Raw genomic sequence first — 14,736 nt, forward strand, 5'->3', positions numbered from 1 at the left:
TGTTGCCGGTTTCATCGGCGGGTCGCGGCAACAACTTCATGATCAGCGGGGCCGGGGCCGGGGCCGGGGCCGGGGCTGGGGCTGGGCCAGGGGATGAAGGGGGTGCTTAGGTGGGGGGTGGCCAGGAGGGTGGGGGAGTGGGTCTGGAGGGCTTCTGTCCGCGAGAGGCGGGCGAGATTCGGGTCCACCTCGTGGGCGTAGGCCAGGTTGGGATCTATCAGTTGCACGATGTGCACCAGCAGGTCGCCGGTGAGCAGCATGCGTTCGTCTGCCGACGTCAGGAGGACCGACTGGTGGCCGGGGGTGTGCCCCGGGGTGGGCAGTAGGCGTACCGACGGGGTGAGGGTGGTCTCGCCGTCGACCAGCCGGAGCTGGCCGGTGGCGCGCAACGGCGCGACCAGGCCGGCCGGCAGCCCCGGGTTGATCGTCTCCGCCGCGTCCAGCTCGGCGCGCTGCACCAGGTAGCTCGCGTTCGGGAAGTACGGCTGCGCCGGCGTGCCGGTGACCGCCCAGCCGATGTGGTCGCTGTGCAGGTGGGTCAGGACGACCGTGTCGACGTCGTCCGGGTCGATCCCGGCGGCCGCGAGTTCGGCGGGCAGCCTGCCGGGGACGGGTGCCCAGCTCGCGGCGGGCGCGTCGGCCGGACCGATCCCGGCGTCGACCAGGGTGACCGGCCCGTCACCGGCGCGGATCGCGAAGCTGCGGAACGGCAGCCACCACTGCCCGTCGGCGGTCACCGAGGAGGGGTCGCGCCGGTCGGCCTCCCGCCAGTGCGCCGCCGTGGCGTGCGGGAACGCCTCCGTCCGGGGCTGGAAGAAGGCCCCCTCCCCGTCGGTGAGCGCGGTGACCGTGATAGACCCGAGGGTGCGGCTCAGTGGCATCGGGCGATGATGTCAGGGAACTTCTGCGCCGTGCAGCCCGGTTCCGCCGGCCGGTCGAGGCCGGCTGGGAGCTGCCGGCCCGTTTCCAGTACGCTCGTACTGCTTGGCTTGAGCACGTGTCCCCCGAGAGGAGCGCCGGCCGATGGCGAAGATCAAGGTAAACAACCCGGTCGTGGAGCTCGACGGCGACGAGATGACCCGGATCATCTGGAAGCAGATCCGGGAGCAGCTGATCCTGCCCTACCTCGACGTCGACCTGCACTACTACGACCTGTCGATCCAGCACCGCGACGAGACCGACGACCAGGTCACCGTCGACGCCGCCAACGCCATCAAGGAGCACGGCGTCGGCGTCAAGTGCGCGACCATCACCCCGGACGAGGCCCGGGTCGAGGAGTTCGGCCTGAAGAAGATGTGGCGGTCGCCCAACGGCACCATCCGCAACATCCTCGGCGGCGTCGTCTTCCGCGAGCCGATCATCATGTCCAACGTGCCGCGGCTGGTCCCCGGCTGGACCAAGCCGATCATCATCGGCCGGCACGCCCACGGTGACCAGTACAAGGCCACCGACTTCGTCGTCCCCGGCCCGGGCACGGTGACTATCACCTACACCCCCGCCGACGGCGGCGCGCCGATGGAGATGGAGGTCGCCAACTTCCCGGGCGGCGGCATCGCCATGGGCATGTACAACTACGACGAGTCGATCCGGGACTTCGCCCGGGCCTCGTTCCGGTACGGCCTGGACCGCAACTACCCGGTCTACCTGTCCACCAAGAACACCATCCTCAAGGCGTACGACGGCCGGTTCAAGGACATCTTCGCCGAGGTGTTCGAGAACGAGTTCAAGGCCGAGTTCGACGCCGCCGGCATCACCTACGAGCACCGGCTGATCGACGACATGGTCGCCGCCGCGCTCAAGTGGGAGGGCGGCTACGTCTGGGCCTGCAAGAACTACGACGGCGACGTGCAGTCCGACACCGTCGCGCAGGGCTTCGGCTCGCTGGGTCTGATGACCTCGGTCCTGCTCTCCCCGGACGGCCGTACCGTCGAGGCGGAGGCCGCGCACGGCACCGTCACCCGGCACTACCGGCAGTACCAGAAGGGCGAGAAGACCTCGACCAACCCGATCGCGTCGATCTACGCCTGGACCCGGGGCCTCGCCCACCGGGGCAAGCTGGACGGCACGCCGGCGGTGACCGAGTTCGCCAACACCCTGGAGCAGGTCATCGTCGACACCGTCGAGGGCGGCCAGATGACCAAGGACCTCGCGCTGCTCATCTCGCGCGACGCCCCGTGGCTGACCACCGACGAGTTCATGAACGCGCTCGACGAGAACCTCGCTCGCAAGATCGCCGCCTGATCCAGGCGTACCGCAGTACCGGAGCCCGTCGGCACCCGCCGGCGGGCTCCGGTGTGTCCCGGGTCGACACGCCGCCCGCGTCACCGCGACCGGCGCGCCTCGTTGACCAGGATGGACGAGATGCCAGTCGCGTCCAGGAAGGTTGACCGCGGTCGACCGCGGCATGCGTGCCGATCAGCCAGCCTTCCCGGCTGTGTCGTGCACAGCCAGCCGTCCCTTCCCTGCGGGGGGCCCTGTCCCGGGCCCCCCGCGCCCTGTCTCCCGCCCCGGCTCAGGCGGCGCGCAGGAGGTCGGCGGCCCGCTCGGGCGAGATGTCGTTGATGAAGACACCCATCCCGGACTCGGAGCCCGCCAGGTACTTCAGCTTGTCCTTGGCCCGCCGGATGCTGAACAGCTGAAGGTGCAGGTGGCCCAGCTCGCGGTCGATCCGCACCGGCGCCTGGTGCCACGCCGAGATGTACGGCATCGGCATGTCGAACAGGCCGTCGAAGCGGCGCAGCAGATCCAGGTACAGCGGCCCGAAGGCGTCCCGCTCGCTGTCGCTGAGCGCCGGAATGTCCGGCACCACGCGGTGCGGCGCCACGTGCACCTCGAACGGCCAGCGGGCCGCCGCCGGGACGAACGCCGTCCAGTGCTCGTTCTCGACGACCACCCGGTCGCCGGCGGACCGCTCGGCGGCCAGCACGTCCGCGTACAGGTTGCCGCCGCCGGTCCGCTTGGCGTGCCGGCGTGCCGCGGCCAGCAGCGCCCGGGTGCGCGGCGTCACGAAGGGGTACGCGTAGATCTGCCCGTGCGGGTGGTGCAGCGTGACGCCGATCTCGACGCCCCGGTTCTCGAAGCAGAACACCTGCTCCACGCCGGGCAGCTCACCGAGCACCTCGGTCCGGTCGGCGAGCGCGTCCAGCACGGTGCGGACCCGGCGCGGGGGGAGGCTGGCGAAGGAGGCGTTGTGGTCGGAGGTGAAGCAGACCACCTCGCAGCGGCCGAGGCCCGGCCGGACCGGCGTGAACGGCGTGATCTGCCCGGGCTCGTCGGCCACCCGGCCGCTCAGCGACGGGAACCGGTTCTCGAAGACCACCACGTCGTAGTCGGGGGCCGGTATCTCGGTCAGCCGGTCACCCACCGACGGGTCGAGGGGGCACTCGTTGGCCGGCGGGAGGAAGGTGCGGGTCTGCCGGTGCACGGCGACCGCGACCCACTCGTCGGTCAGCGGGTCGTAGCGCAGCTGGGAGGCGGGAGGCGGCGGAGGCAGGTCCCGCCGGTCGGGCTGGTCGCGGACGGCGTCGTCGCGCTCGTCGAAGTAGATCAGCTCCCGGCCGTCGGCCAGGTCGATGGCGGTGCGCTTCACGGCGCCGTCCCCTCACTCGTTCGGCGTGCCGGTCACGCGGCCCGCCCCTGTCGCCTTCACCATGATCAATTCGCCCACCTGTTCACCGAGTACCCGTCGTGCGGGCGGAGGCAACCGGTCGTCGCTGACCAGTAGGTGCGCCGCGGCCAGCTCGACGATCGACGAGATGCCGACCGTGCCCCACTTGGTGTGGTCGGCGAGCACCACCAGCCGGTCCGCCGCCGCGACCAGCGCGCGGTCGATTTCCGCCTCCATCAGGTTCGGGGTGGTGAAGCCGGCCCGCTCCGTGATGCCGTGCACGCCGAGGAAGAGCAGGTCCAGGTGCAGTGCCCGGACGGCGGCGACCGCGAGGGGGCCGACCAGCGCGTCCGACGGTGTGCGTACGCCGCCGGTGAGCACCACGGTCTGGTCCGGCCGGCCGCCGGCGTGCAGGATCTCGGCCACCGGCAGCGAGTTGGTCACCACGGTCAGGCCGGGCACGTCCACCAGCCTGCGGGCGAGTTCCGCGGTGGTGGTGCCGGCGGAGAGCGCGACCGCCGCGCCCGGCCGGACGAGCTGGGCCGCCCGGTCGGCGATGGCGGCCTTCTCCGGCAGCTGGCGGACCGACTTGGCGTGGAAGCCCGGTTCGTCGGTCGAGCTCGGGCCGGCCGCCGTGGCGCCACCGTGCACCTTGGCCAGCAGGCCGCGTTCGTGCAACGCCTCCAGGTCGCGCCGGATGGTCATGTCGGAGACGCCGAACTCGGCGGCCAGCTCGGTCACCCGGACGCCGCCGGTCGACCGGACCCGCTCCAGGATGGCCGCCTGCCGCTGCTGAGCGAGCATCGCCGTGCCTCCCCGGGGGTCCACGTACTCTCACGCGGTCAAACGTGTTCCAACAAGAATGAACACTAGCGCGTAGCCCGCAGCGGTGGAAGGAACGGGGGTACGGCGACGCCTCAGGCCGACGGGACCTTCAGCTCCACCCAGCCGGTCTCGGTCAGGTGGTGCAGCACGGCCTGCACCGCCTCCGGCACGCTCAGGTCGGTGGTGTCCACGACCAGGTCGGCGTCGGTCGGCACCTCGTACGGGTCGTCGATGCCGGTCATGCCGGTGAGCAGCCCGGCCCGGGCACGCGCGTACAGGCCCTTGCGGTCCCGCTGCTCGCACACGTCCAGCGGGGTGGCGACGTGCACCAGCACGAAACCCGCCCCGGCGGCCAGGGCCATCTCCCGCGCCGTGGCGCGGGCCGCCGCGTACGGGGCGATCGGGCAGCAGATGCCCACCCCGCGGTGCCGGGCGATCTCGGCCGCCACCCAGCCGATCCGTCGGACGTTGAGATCCCGGTCGGCCTTGCTGAAGCCCAGCCCGGCGGAGAGTTCCCGGCGCACCACGTCCCCGTCGAGCAGGGTCACCGTCCGGTCGCCGCTCTCCCGCAACGCGTCCGCCAGCCCTCGGGCGATGGTCGACTTGCCGGAGCCGGAGAGGCCGGTCAGGAAGACCACCAGACCCCGGTGCCGACGGGGCGGCCGGGCCCGCGCCAGCTCCTTCGCCACCGCCGGCGGCGTGTGCCACTCCGGCAGCGGGAAGCCCCGGTCCAGCAGGTCGTCGATCTCCTCCTGCGTCAGCGCGAGACGGCGGTTGCGCGGCGGGATGTCCTCCCGCCAGCGCCACTGCCCGTCCCGGTTGTCGTACGCCAGCTCACGCGGCACGAGCACGCGCAGCCCGGCACCGGAGAGCATCTCGCCGGTGGAGAGCAGGTGGGTCACCCCGTACGCGGCGGAGACCCGGGCGCGCAGCAGCGCGTCGCTGATCTCGTCCCGCCGGTGCGACAGCGGCACCGCCACCAGGGTGGCCGGGGGCATCCGGTCCCGGGCGGCGAAGATGCTGCGCACCAGCGCCTCCGGCGGGAGGCCGCCGGCGCCACCCTCACCCACCGGGATCATCACCAGCAGGTGCGCGGCCAGGGTGCGGGCGGCGTGGGCGATCTGGGCGAGCTGGGGCCGGTGCAGGGGCCGGTCGGCGATCACCCCGAGCACCCGGCCCGGGGGCAGCAGCGCGCGGACCTCCTCCGGGCTGCGGCGCAGCCGCTGGAACGGGCCGTGGCCGCCGTCGCCCAACCGCCGGACCTGGCCGCCCACCCCGGCCACGCCGTCGCGGACCGGCCAGACGTCGGCCACGTCGAGGGCGGCCGCCGGCGCGCCCTCGCCGTCGGTCAGCACCAGCGCCCGGCGGGCCGGGTCACGCGGATCGAAGCTCTGCGCCAGCGCGGCCGGCACCTGGAGGGTCACGGCGACCTGCCACGACGTGCCGTCGGCCAGCCGACTGCGCCGGCTGACCGACACCAGGTCGGCGCGGGTCATGAAGCCGGTCAGGGGGGCGTACGCGCCGGTCAGCAGCAGCTCCAGATCCGCGAGCTCACCGGGACGCGGCGTGTACGCCGGCGCGTCCCGGAGCACCTCGTCGGGCAGCACCCAGCCGTTGCTCATCCACACCCCCCACTCGCTGACCGGCACACAGTTTCGCAGCCGACCGCCGATCGGTCGAGGGTGCCACTCCACGACCGGGGCGGGCGGATCAGCGGCGGATCCGGCGACCCACCGCCGACCGCAGCCAGTTCCAGGGCATCCGCTCGTCACGGATCCGGGGCGGCGCACCGTCGGCCCGGCAGACGAACAGCATCGGTAGCTGGGCGTCCTCGGTCCAGCCGGCGTTGGTGACCCGTGCCTTGAGGAGCCAGCTGCCCCGGGTGCGGCCGCCGTTGAGGGCGCCGAAGTCGATCGTGGTGGTGGCCCGGTGCACCAGGTGCACGGTGTCCGCCTCGGTCGGGTCGGCGACACGTTCGGTGCTGAACTGCACAGGCAGGAAGATCTCGTCCCCGGTCTCCCGGCGGCGGGCGACCACGTCCAGCCGGGCCTTGCGCACCTGGGCGGTGGAGTCGAGCACCTCGGGGGCGATCTCGTCCACCGGCAGCACCAGCACGTCCCGGCCGTCGTCGGTACGGAACGAGATCGGCCGGTCCGCCGAGCGCAGTTCCGCGGCGACGGTCACCGTGACGGAACGGTCGGCCAGTTGGTGGTCCTCGATCCTGCCGTGCGCGGCGATGCCGGCCTCCCAACGGGCCAGCCGGCGCAGGTCCGCGACCCGGCCCCGCTCCGTCAGGTACGCCACGGCCCGTTGCATCGGCGGCAGACCCGCGGCGACGCCGGGGGCGAACCGGTCCTGGATGACCTTCTGGCTCTCCAGCGCGACCTGCTCCAGCCAGTCCTCGGGGGCGGCCAGCAGTCGCTTGCCGCGCAACCGGTTGAGCATCTCGTTACGCAGCCACCGCCGGTGCAGCCGGTCCCGCAGCGGACCGGGTTCGGTGTTGGCGTCAACGATGTCCAGCGCGTCGCGGACGCTGGCGAAGTAGCTCGAAGGGTCCAGCCGGGCCGCGGTGACGTTGCGCGCGTCGCCCCGCTGCGCGTGGTGGTAGCAGGTGTAGTCGGACAGCACGGAGGTGCGCCGGGACAGGAAGTAGGCCCGCACCACCAGGGAATGGTCCTCCAGGCGCCGCTTGCCGCCCTCCGGGAACCGCAGCCCGTGCTCGTTGAGGAACGACCGGCGGAACAGCTTGTGGCAGGTCAGGCTGTCGATCAGCGGGGCGTTCTCCAGGGTGGCGTTGAAGCGGTTCTTGCGGAACAGCTCACGGGGCACACCGCGCCCGTGCCCGGCCATCTTCCCGATCACGATGTCCGCGTCGTACGTCTTCGCGCACTCGTAGAGCCGTTCCAGTGCCTGGTCGGCGAACCAGTCGTCGTCGTCGGCGAAGAAGACGTACTCGCCGCGGGCCCGTTCGATGCCCAGGTTGCGCGGGCGCGACGGCCAGCCCGAGTTCTCGGTGTGCAGCACCGTGATGTGCGGGTGCGCGGCAGCCAGCCGGTCCAACCGTTCGCCCGTGTCGTCGGTCGAGCCGTCGTCGACGAAGATCGCCTCGAACTCGCTGGCGGGCAACGACTGGCGCAGCAGCGAGGCGACGAGCTTCTCGATGTGCCGGCCGCAGTTGTACGCCGGCACCACCACACTCACCTTGGGGACGCCCACCTCGACCATCACGATCCCTCCCGCGTCGGCGGCCGGATATCCCCGGAACACTGCCCGGTGAACGGAGAGTGAATGGTGCCATCTTCGATGGACGATTCCGGCGGCGGGGTACGGCGAAACCACCGACCGGCGCAAACGTCGTCGACGGACCCTAGGGGTTCGTCGTACACAGGATCAGGGGAGTGCCGGGGGCGCGCCGGTGTCCGCGGTGGCCATCGACTCCCTACGCTGGGCACCGTGACACTGATCGCGACCCAGTCGCTCACCAAGACGTACGGAGGTCGGGTCACCGCGCTGGCCGACCTCACCGTCGCCGTCGAGCCCGGGATCATCGGCCTGGTGGGCGCGAACGGCGCCGGCAAATCCACGTTGATCAAGATTCTGCTCGGCCTGATCGCACCAACCAGCGGTCAGGTCTCGGTGCTCGGCATCGACCCGACCGCAGACCCGGCGGCCGTCCGCAACCGGGTCGGCTACATGCCGGAGCACGACTGCCTCCCACCGGACCTGTCCGCCGCCGAGCTGGTCACCCACCTCGGCCGGATGAGCGGTCTGCCCCGCACCGCGGCCCGGGAGCGGGCCTCGGAGGCGTTGCGGCACGTCGGGCTCTACGAGGAGCGCTACCGCCCGGTCGGCGGCTACTCCACCGGCATGAAGCAACGGGTCAAGCTGGCCCAGGCGCTCGTGCACGACCCGGACCTGCTGCTGCTCGACGAGCCCACCAACGGCCTGGACCCGGCCGGCCGGGACGCCATGCTGGCGCTGGTGCACCGGATCGGCACCGAGTTCGGCATCTCCGTGCTGGTCTGCTCGCACCTGCTGGGCGAGGTCGAGCGGATCTGCGACACGCTGATCGCCATCGACGGCGGCAAGTTACTGCGCGCCGACCACATCTCCGCGATGACCTCGGCCACCGACGTGCTCGCCGTGGAGGTCAGCGAAGGCACCGAGGAACTCGCCGCCCGGCTCGCCGAACTGAAACTGCCGGTCGCCCGGGACGGGAGACTGCTCCTCGTGCCGCTCGCCGACGACGGCACCTACGACCTGATCCTCGGTGCGGTCGCCGAACTGGACCTGCCACTGCACCGACTGGACCAGCGCCGGCACCGGGTGGCCGAACTCTTCGCCACGAGGGAGCTCACTCATGCCTGAGTCGACCGCAGCCGCCGTGCGCCCCGCGCCGACCGGCGTCATCCACGACATCGGCTACCAGCGCTACCAGGGCCTGCGGCTGGGCCGCCGACAGGTCTTCGGCGCGCTGTACCTGCACGGTCTGCGCACCGCGTTCGGGTTCGGGCGCAGCGCCAAGGCCAAGATCTTCCCGTGGCTGGTGGTCGGCATCGTCTCCCTGGTCGCGGTGGCCCTGGCCGCCGTACGCAGCCAGATCGGCGAGCCGGTCGCCACGTACGCCCAGTTCGCCGACGCGATGAGCTGGCTTGTCATCTTCTTCGTCGCGGTCGTCGCTCCGGAGCTGGTCTCCCGGGACCTGCGCAGCGGTGTGCTGCCGCTGTACTTCTCCCGGCCGCTGCCGCGTGCCGACTACGCGCTGGCCAAGCTGCTGGCGCTGGTCACCGCCCTCTGGCTACTGCTCGGCGGACCGCAGTTGCTGATGTTCCTGGGTGCCGCATTCACCACCAAGCAGGGCATGCGCGGGGTGTGGAACGAGCTGCTCGACCTGCTGCCCGGGCTGCTCTACGCCGGGCTGTGGGCGGTGGTCTTCGCCTCGGTCGGGCTGCTGGTCGCCTCGCTGACCGGCAAGCGCGCCTTCGCCGCCGGTGGGGTGGTGGCGGTCTTCCTGATGACCACCCCGATCGTCGGGGTGCTGAGCATCCTGCCGTCGCGCGCCGCCAACGAGCTGGCCGGGCTCGCCTCGCCCTCCACGCTGGTGCAGGGGGTGGGCATCTGGTCGCTGGGTGACCTGCTGGTCGAGGGCGATCCGGGCGAGATGATGATCGGCGGGTTCGGCCCGGTCTACGCCCTGGCCGCGGTGCTGTTGGTCGCCGGCGCCACCGCCCTCCTGCTGGCTCGCTACCGGAAGGTCGCCTCCTGATGAGCACGCTGAGCCTGACCGGGGTGTCCCGGTGGTACGGCAACGTGGTCGCGGTCAACGACATCAGCATGGCCCTGGGGCCGGGCGTGACGGGGCTGCTCGGCCCGAACGGCGCCGGCAAGACCACGCTGCTGCACATGATGGCCGGGTTCCTCGCCCCGTCGCGCGGCACGGTCACCCTCGACGACGAGCCGACCTGGCGTAACCCCGACGTCTACCGGCGGCTGGGGCTGGTCAGTGAACGGGAGGCGGTGCAGGGTTTCCTCACCGCGTACGAGTTCGTGCTGGCCAGCGCGAAGCTGCACCGGCTGGCCGACCCGGCGGCGGCGGCCCGGCGGGCGATCGATCTGGTGGAGCTGGAGTCGGCGCAGGACCGCCGGATCGGCACGTACTCCAAGGGCATGCGGCAGCGGGCCCGGGTTGCCGCCGCGTTGGTGCACGACCCGCAGGTGCTGTTGCTCGACGAGCCGTTCAACGGGATGGACCCGCGCCAGCGGCTGCACATGATGCAGCTGCTGCACACCCTGGGTGACGCCGGTCGGACGATCCTGTTCAGCTCGCACATCCTGGAGGAGGTCGAGCAGGTCTCCGGGACGGTGCAGGTGATGGTGGCCGGGCGGTTGGCGGCCTCCGGCGACTTCCGGACCATCCGCCGGCTGATGACCAATCGCCCGCACGTGTTCGCCGTACGTTCCACCGACGACCGGGCGCTGGCCGTCGCGCTGATCGCCGAGCCGTCGGTCAGTGGGGTCGAGTTGGACCCGACCGGCCTGACCGTGCGGGCCGGTGACTACGGCGCCTTCACCCGGGCGCTACCCCGGATCGCGCTCAAGCAAGGCATCCGGGTGCGCCAGCTGGTGCCGTCCGACGAGTCCCTGGAGAGCGTCTTCTCCTACCTGGTGGAGGCCTGACATGTCGACCGTTACCTGGATCACCGCACGCGGGCTGTTCGGCCGGCGCCGGTTCCTGCTGCTGCTCCCGCTGCCGTTGGTGCTGCTCGGGCTGGCCGTGCTCTGCCGGTCGCTGGGGGTGGACCCGGGCGAGTGGGGGCCGCCGGTGCTGGTCGGCCTCGGGCTGGCCGTGGTGCTGCCGGTGGTCGCGCTGATCATCGGCACGGGCGTGCTGGGCGCCGAGATCGACGACGGCACGGTGGTGCACATCCTGACCAAGCCGCTGCCGCGCTGGCAGATCGTGCTGCCGAAGCTCGCGGTCGCCGCCGGGGTCACCGCGGTCACCGTCGCGGTGCCGCTCTACGTCGCGGGCGTGCTCGCCGATTCGGTACGCCTCGGACTGGCGCTGGCGGTCGCGGCGGCGCTCGGCGCGCTGGCGTACTCGGCGCTGTTCCTCGCGCTCAGCCTGGTCACCCGGCGGCCGGTGCTGCTCGGCCTGGTCTACGTGCTGATCTGGGAGGGGCTGCTGGGCAACTTCGTCAGCGGCACCAAGGTGCTCTCCATCCAGCAGTACGTGATCGCCCTCGCCGACCGGATCGCACCCACCGGGTTGCTGGAGACCACCGTCTCGGTGCCGGTGGCGTCGGTGATGACCGCGCTGGTCAGCATCGGCTTCACGGTGCTGGCCGTCGATCGTCTGCGCTCGTTCAGCGTGGCCGGCGAGACGAGCTGAGCCCGGTGCCAGCCGCTGATCCGGCCAGCCGCAGCCAGCCGGTAGGGCTGGCCGGATGTACCGGCGGGGGTGCCACGGGCCACGCTGGTGGGCGTGAGCGTCGAAGCGGAGCGGACGTCGTTGGCTGAGCCGTACTCCCGAAGCAGCCGGCCCTGGTTGACCAGCCTGGCGGTCGCCGGGCTGGCCTGCGCCACGGTCGCGACGGCCGCCCAGGGCAGCGGACGGTTCCACTGGTGGGCGGGGTTCGTCCTGATCCCGGGCGCGCTGATCGCGGCCAGCGGTGGGCCGCTGCTGGCCCGGCGCGGCGGTCGGGCCTTCGCCGGGTTCGTCATCGCCTCCGTCGGCACGCTCGTGTTCGCGGTGGGCGCGCTGCTGATGTTCGGCGTGATGAGCCGGGGCTGGCCGGTGCTGGTGGTGCTGCCCTGCCTGGCCGTCGCCGGCACCTACCTGTGGCGCGCGGCCCACCCGCTGGCCCGCGGCCTGCACCGGGCGGTGGCCCTGCTCGCGCTCACCGGCGCGCTGGTCGGGGTGACCCTGCAACTGATCCGGGCGGATCTGATCCACCTGAAGACCGGCTGGTGGGGCGGGTTCATGATGCTGGCCGGGGCGATCGTGCTCGGCAACGCGGTCGAGCTGACCCGGCACCGGATGCAGTACCGGCTCCAGGCGATCACCCTGCTGGTCGGGCCGGCGGTGGTCGCGATCCTGGTCGGCCTGCGCTTCCTGCGCGGTTGGTGACCGAACCGCCCGCCGCCACCCCTGCGGTGCGGATGGCGGCGGCGGGGGTCAGAAGGCGCAGGCGATGACCAGTTCCGGGGTGCGGTCGGGGAGCAGGTCGAGCTTGCCGATCCGGCCGGCCGCGCGCAGGTCGTCGGCGACCAGGGTGAGCTGCTCCAGCAGTGCCGCCGGCCCGAGTGCCTCGGCCAGCGGCACCTCCGCCTTCATCGACAGCTTCCGCTCCGACTTGGCCCGACGCACCTGGCTCAGCGCGTCGCCGGCCAGCCGCAGCAGCGTCGGGTCGCCCGTCCCCTCGATCGTCCGGGCCACCTCGTAGGTGGTGGGCCACGGCGCCTGGTGCACCGAGCCGTAGCGCCACCAGGACCAGATCTCCTCGGTGACGTACGGCAGCACCGGGGCGAACAGGCGCAACTGCACCGACAGGGCGGAGGCCAGCGCGGCCCGTGCCGAGTCGGCGGCCGCTCCGGTGCCGTACGCGCGCTCCTTGACCAACTCGATGTAGTCGTCGCAGAACCGCCAGAAGAACGCCTCGGTCACCTGCAATGCCGCCGTGTGGTCGTACGAGTCGAAGGCGGAGCCCGCCGCGGTGACGACGGTGGACAGTTCGGCGAGCATGGCCCGGTCCAGCGGGGCTGTCGCGGGGGTGCGCAGCGCGTCCGCCGCGCCCAGCCCGAGCGCGAACTTCGACGCGTTGAGCAGCTTGGTGGCCAGCCGACGACCGACCTTGATCTGCGCCGGGTCGAACGCCAGGTCCATGCCGGGCTTGCCGCTGGCCGCCCAGTAGCGCACCGCGTCCGAGCCGTGCTGCTCCAGCAACGCCAGGGGGGTCACCACGTTGCCCTTGGACTTGGCCATCTTCTTGTGGTCCGGGTCGAGGATCCAGCCGGAGAGCACGGTGTCCCGCCAGGGCAGCACGTCGTGCTCGAAGTGCGAACGGACCACGCTGTCGAAGAGCCAGGTTCGGATGATCTCCTGCCCCTGCGGGCGGAGGTCCATCGGGAAGACCCGGGCGAACAGGTCCGGGTCGGTCTCCCAGCCGCCGACGATCTGCGGGGTCAGCGACGAGGTGGCCCAGGTGTCCAGCACGTCCGGGTCGCCGACGAAGCCGCCCGGCTGGCCACGCTGCGACTCGTCGTAGCCGGGCGCCGGGTCGCTGGACGGATCGACCGGCAGCGCGGACTCGTCCGGCGTGAGAGGGTGGGACCAGTCCGGCTCGCCAGCGTTGTCGAGCCGGTACCACACCGGCACCGGCACCCCGAAGAAGCGTTGCCGGCTGACCAGCCAGTCACCGGTCAGGCCGGCCACCCAGTGGTCGTAGCGGTGCTTCATGTGTGCCGGCACCCAGTTCAGCTCCTCGCCCCGGGCCAGCAGCGTCGCCCGCAGCGCGTCGTCCCGACCGCCGTTGCGCACGTACCACTGCCGGGTCGAGACGATCTCCAGCGGCCGGTCGCCGCGCTCGTAGAACTTGACCGGGTGCGTGATCGGGCGCGGCTCGCCGATCAGGTCACCCGCGTCGGCCAGCATCCCGACGATCGTCCGGCGTGCGGCGTTGACGGTCTGCCCGGCCAGTGCCGCGTACGGCTGCGCCGGCACACCGGCCGGCGGCTCGGGGAGCAGCCGACCATCCCGGCCGATCACGACCCGGGTGTCCAGCCGCAGCTCGCGCCACCAGGTCACGTCGGCCAGGTCGCCGAACGTGCAGACCATCGCGATCCCGGTGCCCTTGCCCGGGTCGGCGAGCGGATGGGCGTGCACCGGCACCTCGACGTCGAACAGCGGGCTGCGCGCCGTGCCACCCACCAGGTCGGCGTACCGCTCGTCGTCGGGGTGGCAGACCAGTGCCACGCAGGCCGGCAGCAGCTCCGGCCGGGTGGTGTCGATGAGCACCTCGCGCCCGTTCGGCCCGGTGAACCGCAGCCGGTGGTAGGCACCGGGGCGCTCCCGGTCCTCCAGCTCCGCCTGGGCGACCGCGGTGCCGAACCCGACGTCCCACAGCGTCGGCGCCTCCGACTGGTACGCCTCACCCCGGAGCAGGTTGCGCACGAACGCCCGCTGGCTGGTCGCGCGGGCGACCCGGCCGATCGTGGTGTACGTCAGCGACCAGTCCACCGACAGCCCGAGTCGCCGCCAGAGCGCCTCGAAGACCTGCTCGTCGGCGACGGTCAGCCGCTCGCACAACTCGATGAAGTTGCGCCGCGAGATCGGGGTGGGGTTGCGCCGTGCCGCCTCGTCGACCGGCGCCGCCGGTGGCCGCCACACCGGGTCGTACGGCAGCGCCGGGTCGCAGAGCACCCCGTACACGTTCTGCACCCGGCGCTCGGTGGGCAGGCCGTTGTCGTCCCACCCCATCGGGTAGAAGACGGCCTTGCCGCGCATCCGCTGGTACCGGGCCGTGGTGTCGGTGTGCGTGTACGAGAAGACGTGTCCCATGTGCAGCTCGCCCGATACGGTCGGCGGCGGGGTGTCGATCGCGTACACGTCCGCCCGCTGCTTCGAGCGGTCGAACGCGTACGTGCCCTCCTCCTGCCAGCGGCGCGCCCAGGTCTCCTCGAGCCCGTCCAGGGTCGGACGCTCGGGGACGCCGGCGCGGGCCGTCCTCGCCGTATCGGTCATCCTGCGATCGTAGGCACCGCAGGGGTGCCGGGCCACGCAGTTGCGGCCGGGACACGACGGCCAG

At 72.2% G+C, this 14,736-nt stretch carries 12 protein-coding genes; 6 read left to right on the plus strand and 6 right to left on the minus strand.

All coding sequences use genetic code 11. The features are described from left to right. Nucleotides 1-11 precede the first annotated feature (11 nt). Nucleotides 12-881: an MBL fold metallo-hydrolase gene (locus M8C17_RS24750; protein ID WP_252418957.1), complete on the minus strand. Its 870-nt coding sequence runs from the start codon at nt 879-881 to the stop codon at nt 12-14. A 142-nt stretch (nt 882-1,023) separates the two neighbouring features. Between M8C17_RS24750 and M8C17_RS24755 the strand changes: the two genes are divergently transcribed. Further along, nucleotides 1,024-2,241, plus strand: coding sequence for an NADP-dependent isocitrate dehydrogenase (locus tag M8C17_RS24755; RefSeq protein ID WP_252418958.1), 1,218 nt, complete (start codon nt 1,024-1,026; stop codon nt 2,239-2,241). Nucleotides 2,242-2,512: 271 nt separating this feature from the next. On the opposite strand, the gene galT is transcribed toward M8C17_RS24755, so the two are convergent. From galT to M8C17_RS24775, 4 genes are all read right to left on the minus strand, one after another. Beyond that, complete coding sequence (gene galT, locus M8C17_RS24760; protein ID WP_252418959.1) at nt 2,513-3,589, minus strand: galactose-1-phosphate uridylyltransferase; 1,077 nt, start codon at nt 3,587-3,589, stop codon at nt 2,513-2,515. A 12-nt stretch (nt 3,590-3,601) separates the two neighbouring features. After that, entirely contained in the window at nt 3,602-4,411 is an 810-nt protein-coding gene (locus M8C17_RS24765; protein ID WP_252418960.1) for a DeoR/GlpR family DNA-binding transcription regulator, read from the minus strand. Nucleotides 4,412-4,524: 113 nt separating this feature from the next. Further along, nucleotides 4,525-6,054 carry an adenylyl-sulfate kinase gene (cysC, locus tag M8C17_RS24770; RefSeq protein WP_252418961.1) on the minus strand — a complete coding sequence of 510 codons (1,530 nt, stop codon included), beginning with the start codon at nt 6,052-6,054 and terminating at the stop codon, nt 4,525-4,527. A gap of 88 nt (nt 6,055-6,142) precedes the next feature. Continuing rightward, a complete protein-coding gene (locus tag M8C17_RS24775; protein WP_252419086.1) occupies nt 6,143-7,657 on the minus strand; it encodes a glycosyltransferase family 2 protein in 1,515 nt (504 codons plus the stop codon). A gap of 228 nt (nt 7,658-7,885) precedes the next feature. Between M8C17_RS24775 and M8C17_RS24780 the strand changes: the two genes are divergently transcribed. From M8C17_RS24780 to M8C17_RS24800, 5 genes are all read left to right on the plus strand, one after another. Next, nucleotides 7,886-8,800, plus strand: coding sequence for an ABC transporter ATP-binding protein (locus M8C17_RS24780; protein WP_252418962.1), 915 nt, complete (start codon nt 7,886-7,888; stop codon nt 8,798-8,800). Further along, a complete protein-coding gene (locus M8C17_RS24785; RefSeq protein WP_252418963.1) occupies nt 8,793-9,698 on the plus strand; it encodes an ABC transporter permease in 906 nt (301 codons plus the stop codon). Before M8C17_RS24780 ends, M8C17_RS24785 begins: the two co-directional genes overlap by 8 nt. Next, on the plus strand, nt 9,698-10,609 hold the full coding sequence (locus M8C17_RS24790) for an ABC transporter ATP-binding protein (RefSeq protein WP_252418964.1): 912 nt from the start codon (nt 9,698-9,700) through the stop codon (nt 10,607-10,609). The genes M8C17_RS24785 and M8C17_RS24790 overlap by 1 nt, the downstream gene beginning before the upstream one ends. A 1-nt stretch (nt 10,610) precedes the next feature. Then, the gene (locus M8C17_RS24795; protein WP_252418965.1) at nt 10,611-11,321 is read left to right on the plus strand and encodes an ABC transporter permease subunit; all 711 of its coding nucleotides are present in this window, start codon (nt 10,611-10,613) and stop codon (nt 11,319-11,321) included. Nucleotides 11,322-11,414: 93 nt separating this feature from the next. Continuing rightward, on the plus strand, nt 11,415-12,059 hold the full coding sequence (locus tag M8C17_RS24800; RefSeq protein ID WP_252418966.1) for a hypothetical protein: 645 nt from the start codon (nt 11,415-11,417) through the stop codon (nt 12,057-12,059). 48 nt (nt 12,060-12,107) lie between these two features. Here the strand turns inward: M8C17_RS24800 and valS are convergent, their stop codons facing one another. Continuing rightward, nucleotides 12,108-14,672, minus strand: a complete 2,565-nt coding sequence (gene valS, locus M8C17_RS24805) for a valine--tRNA ligase (RefSeq protein ID WP_252418967.1) — start codon at nt 14,670-14,672, stop codon at nt 12,108-12,110. Nucleotides 14,673-14,736 lie beyond the last annotated feature (64 nt).

This window comes from Micromonospora sp. RHAY321 (assembly GCF_023896955.1).
Lineage (GTDB): Bacteria > Actinomycetota > Actinomycetes > Mycobacteriales > Micromonosporaceae > Micromonospora.

What these genes read in the sequence shown, in the direction of transcription:
- M8C17_RS24790 (WP_252418964.1), top strand. Translation starts at nt 9,698, where the DNA reads ATGAGCACGCTGAGCCTGACCGGGGTGTCCCGGTGGTACGGCAACGTG.
- M8C17_RS24795 (WP_252418965.1), top strand. Translation starts at nt 10,611, where the DNA reads ATGTCGACCGTTACCTGGATCACCGCACGCGGGCTGTTCGGCCGGCGC.
- M8C17_RS24765 (WP_252418960.1), bottom strand. Translation starts at nt 4,411, where the DNA reads ATGCTCGCTCAGCAGCGGCAGGCGGCCATCCTGGAGCGGGTCCGGTCG.
- M8C17_RS24785 (WP_252418963.1), top strand. Translation starts at nt 8,793, where the DNA reads ATGCCTGAGTCGACCGCAGCCGCCGTGCGCCCCGCGCCGACCGGCGTC.
- M8C17_RS24775 (WP_252419086.1), bottom strand. Translation starts at nt 7,657, where the DNA reads ATGGTCGAGGTGGGCGTCCCCAAGGTGAGTGTGGTGGTGCCGGCGTAC.
- cysC (WP_252418961.1), bottom strand. Translation starts at nt 6,054, where the DNA reads ATGAGCAACGGCTGGGTGCTGCCCGACGAGGTGCTCCGGGACGCGCCG.
- M8C17_RS24750 (WP_252418957.1), bottom strand. Translation starts at nt 881, where the DNA reads ATGCCACTGAGCCGCACCCTCGGGTCTATCACGGTCACCGCGCTCACC.
- M8C17_RS24755 (WP_252418958.1), top strand. Translation starts at nt 1,024, where the DNA reads ATGGCGAAGATCAAGGTAAACAACCCGGTCGTGGAGCTCGACGGCGAC.
- valS (WP_252418967.1), bottom strand. Translation starts at nt 14,672, where the DNA reads ATGACCGATACGGCGAGGACGGCCCGCGCCGGCGTCCCCGAGCGTCCG.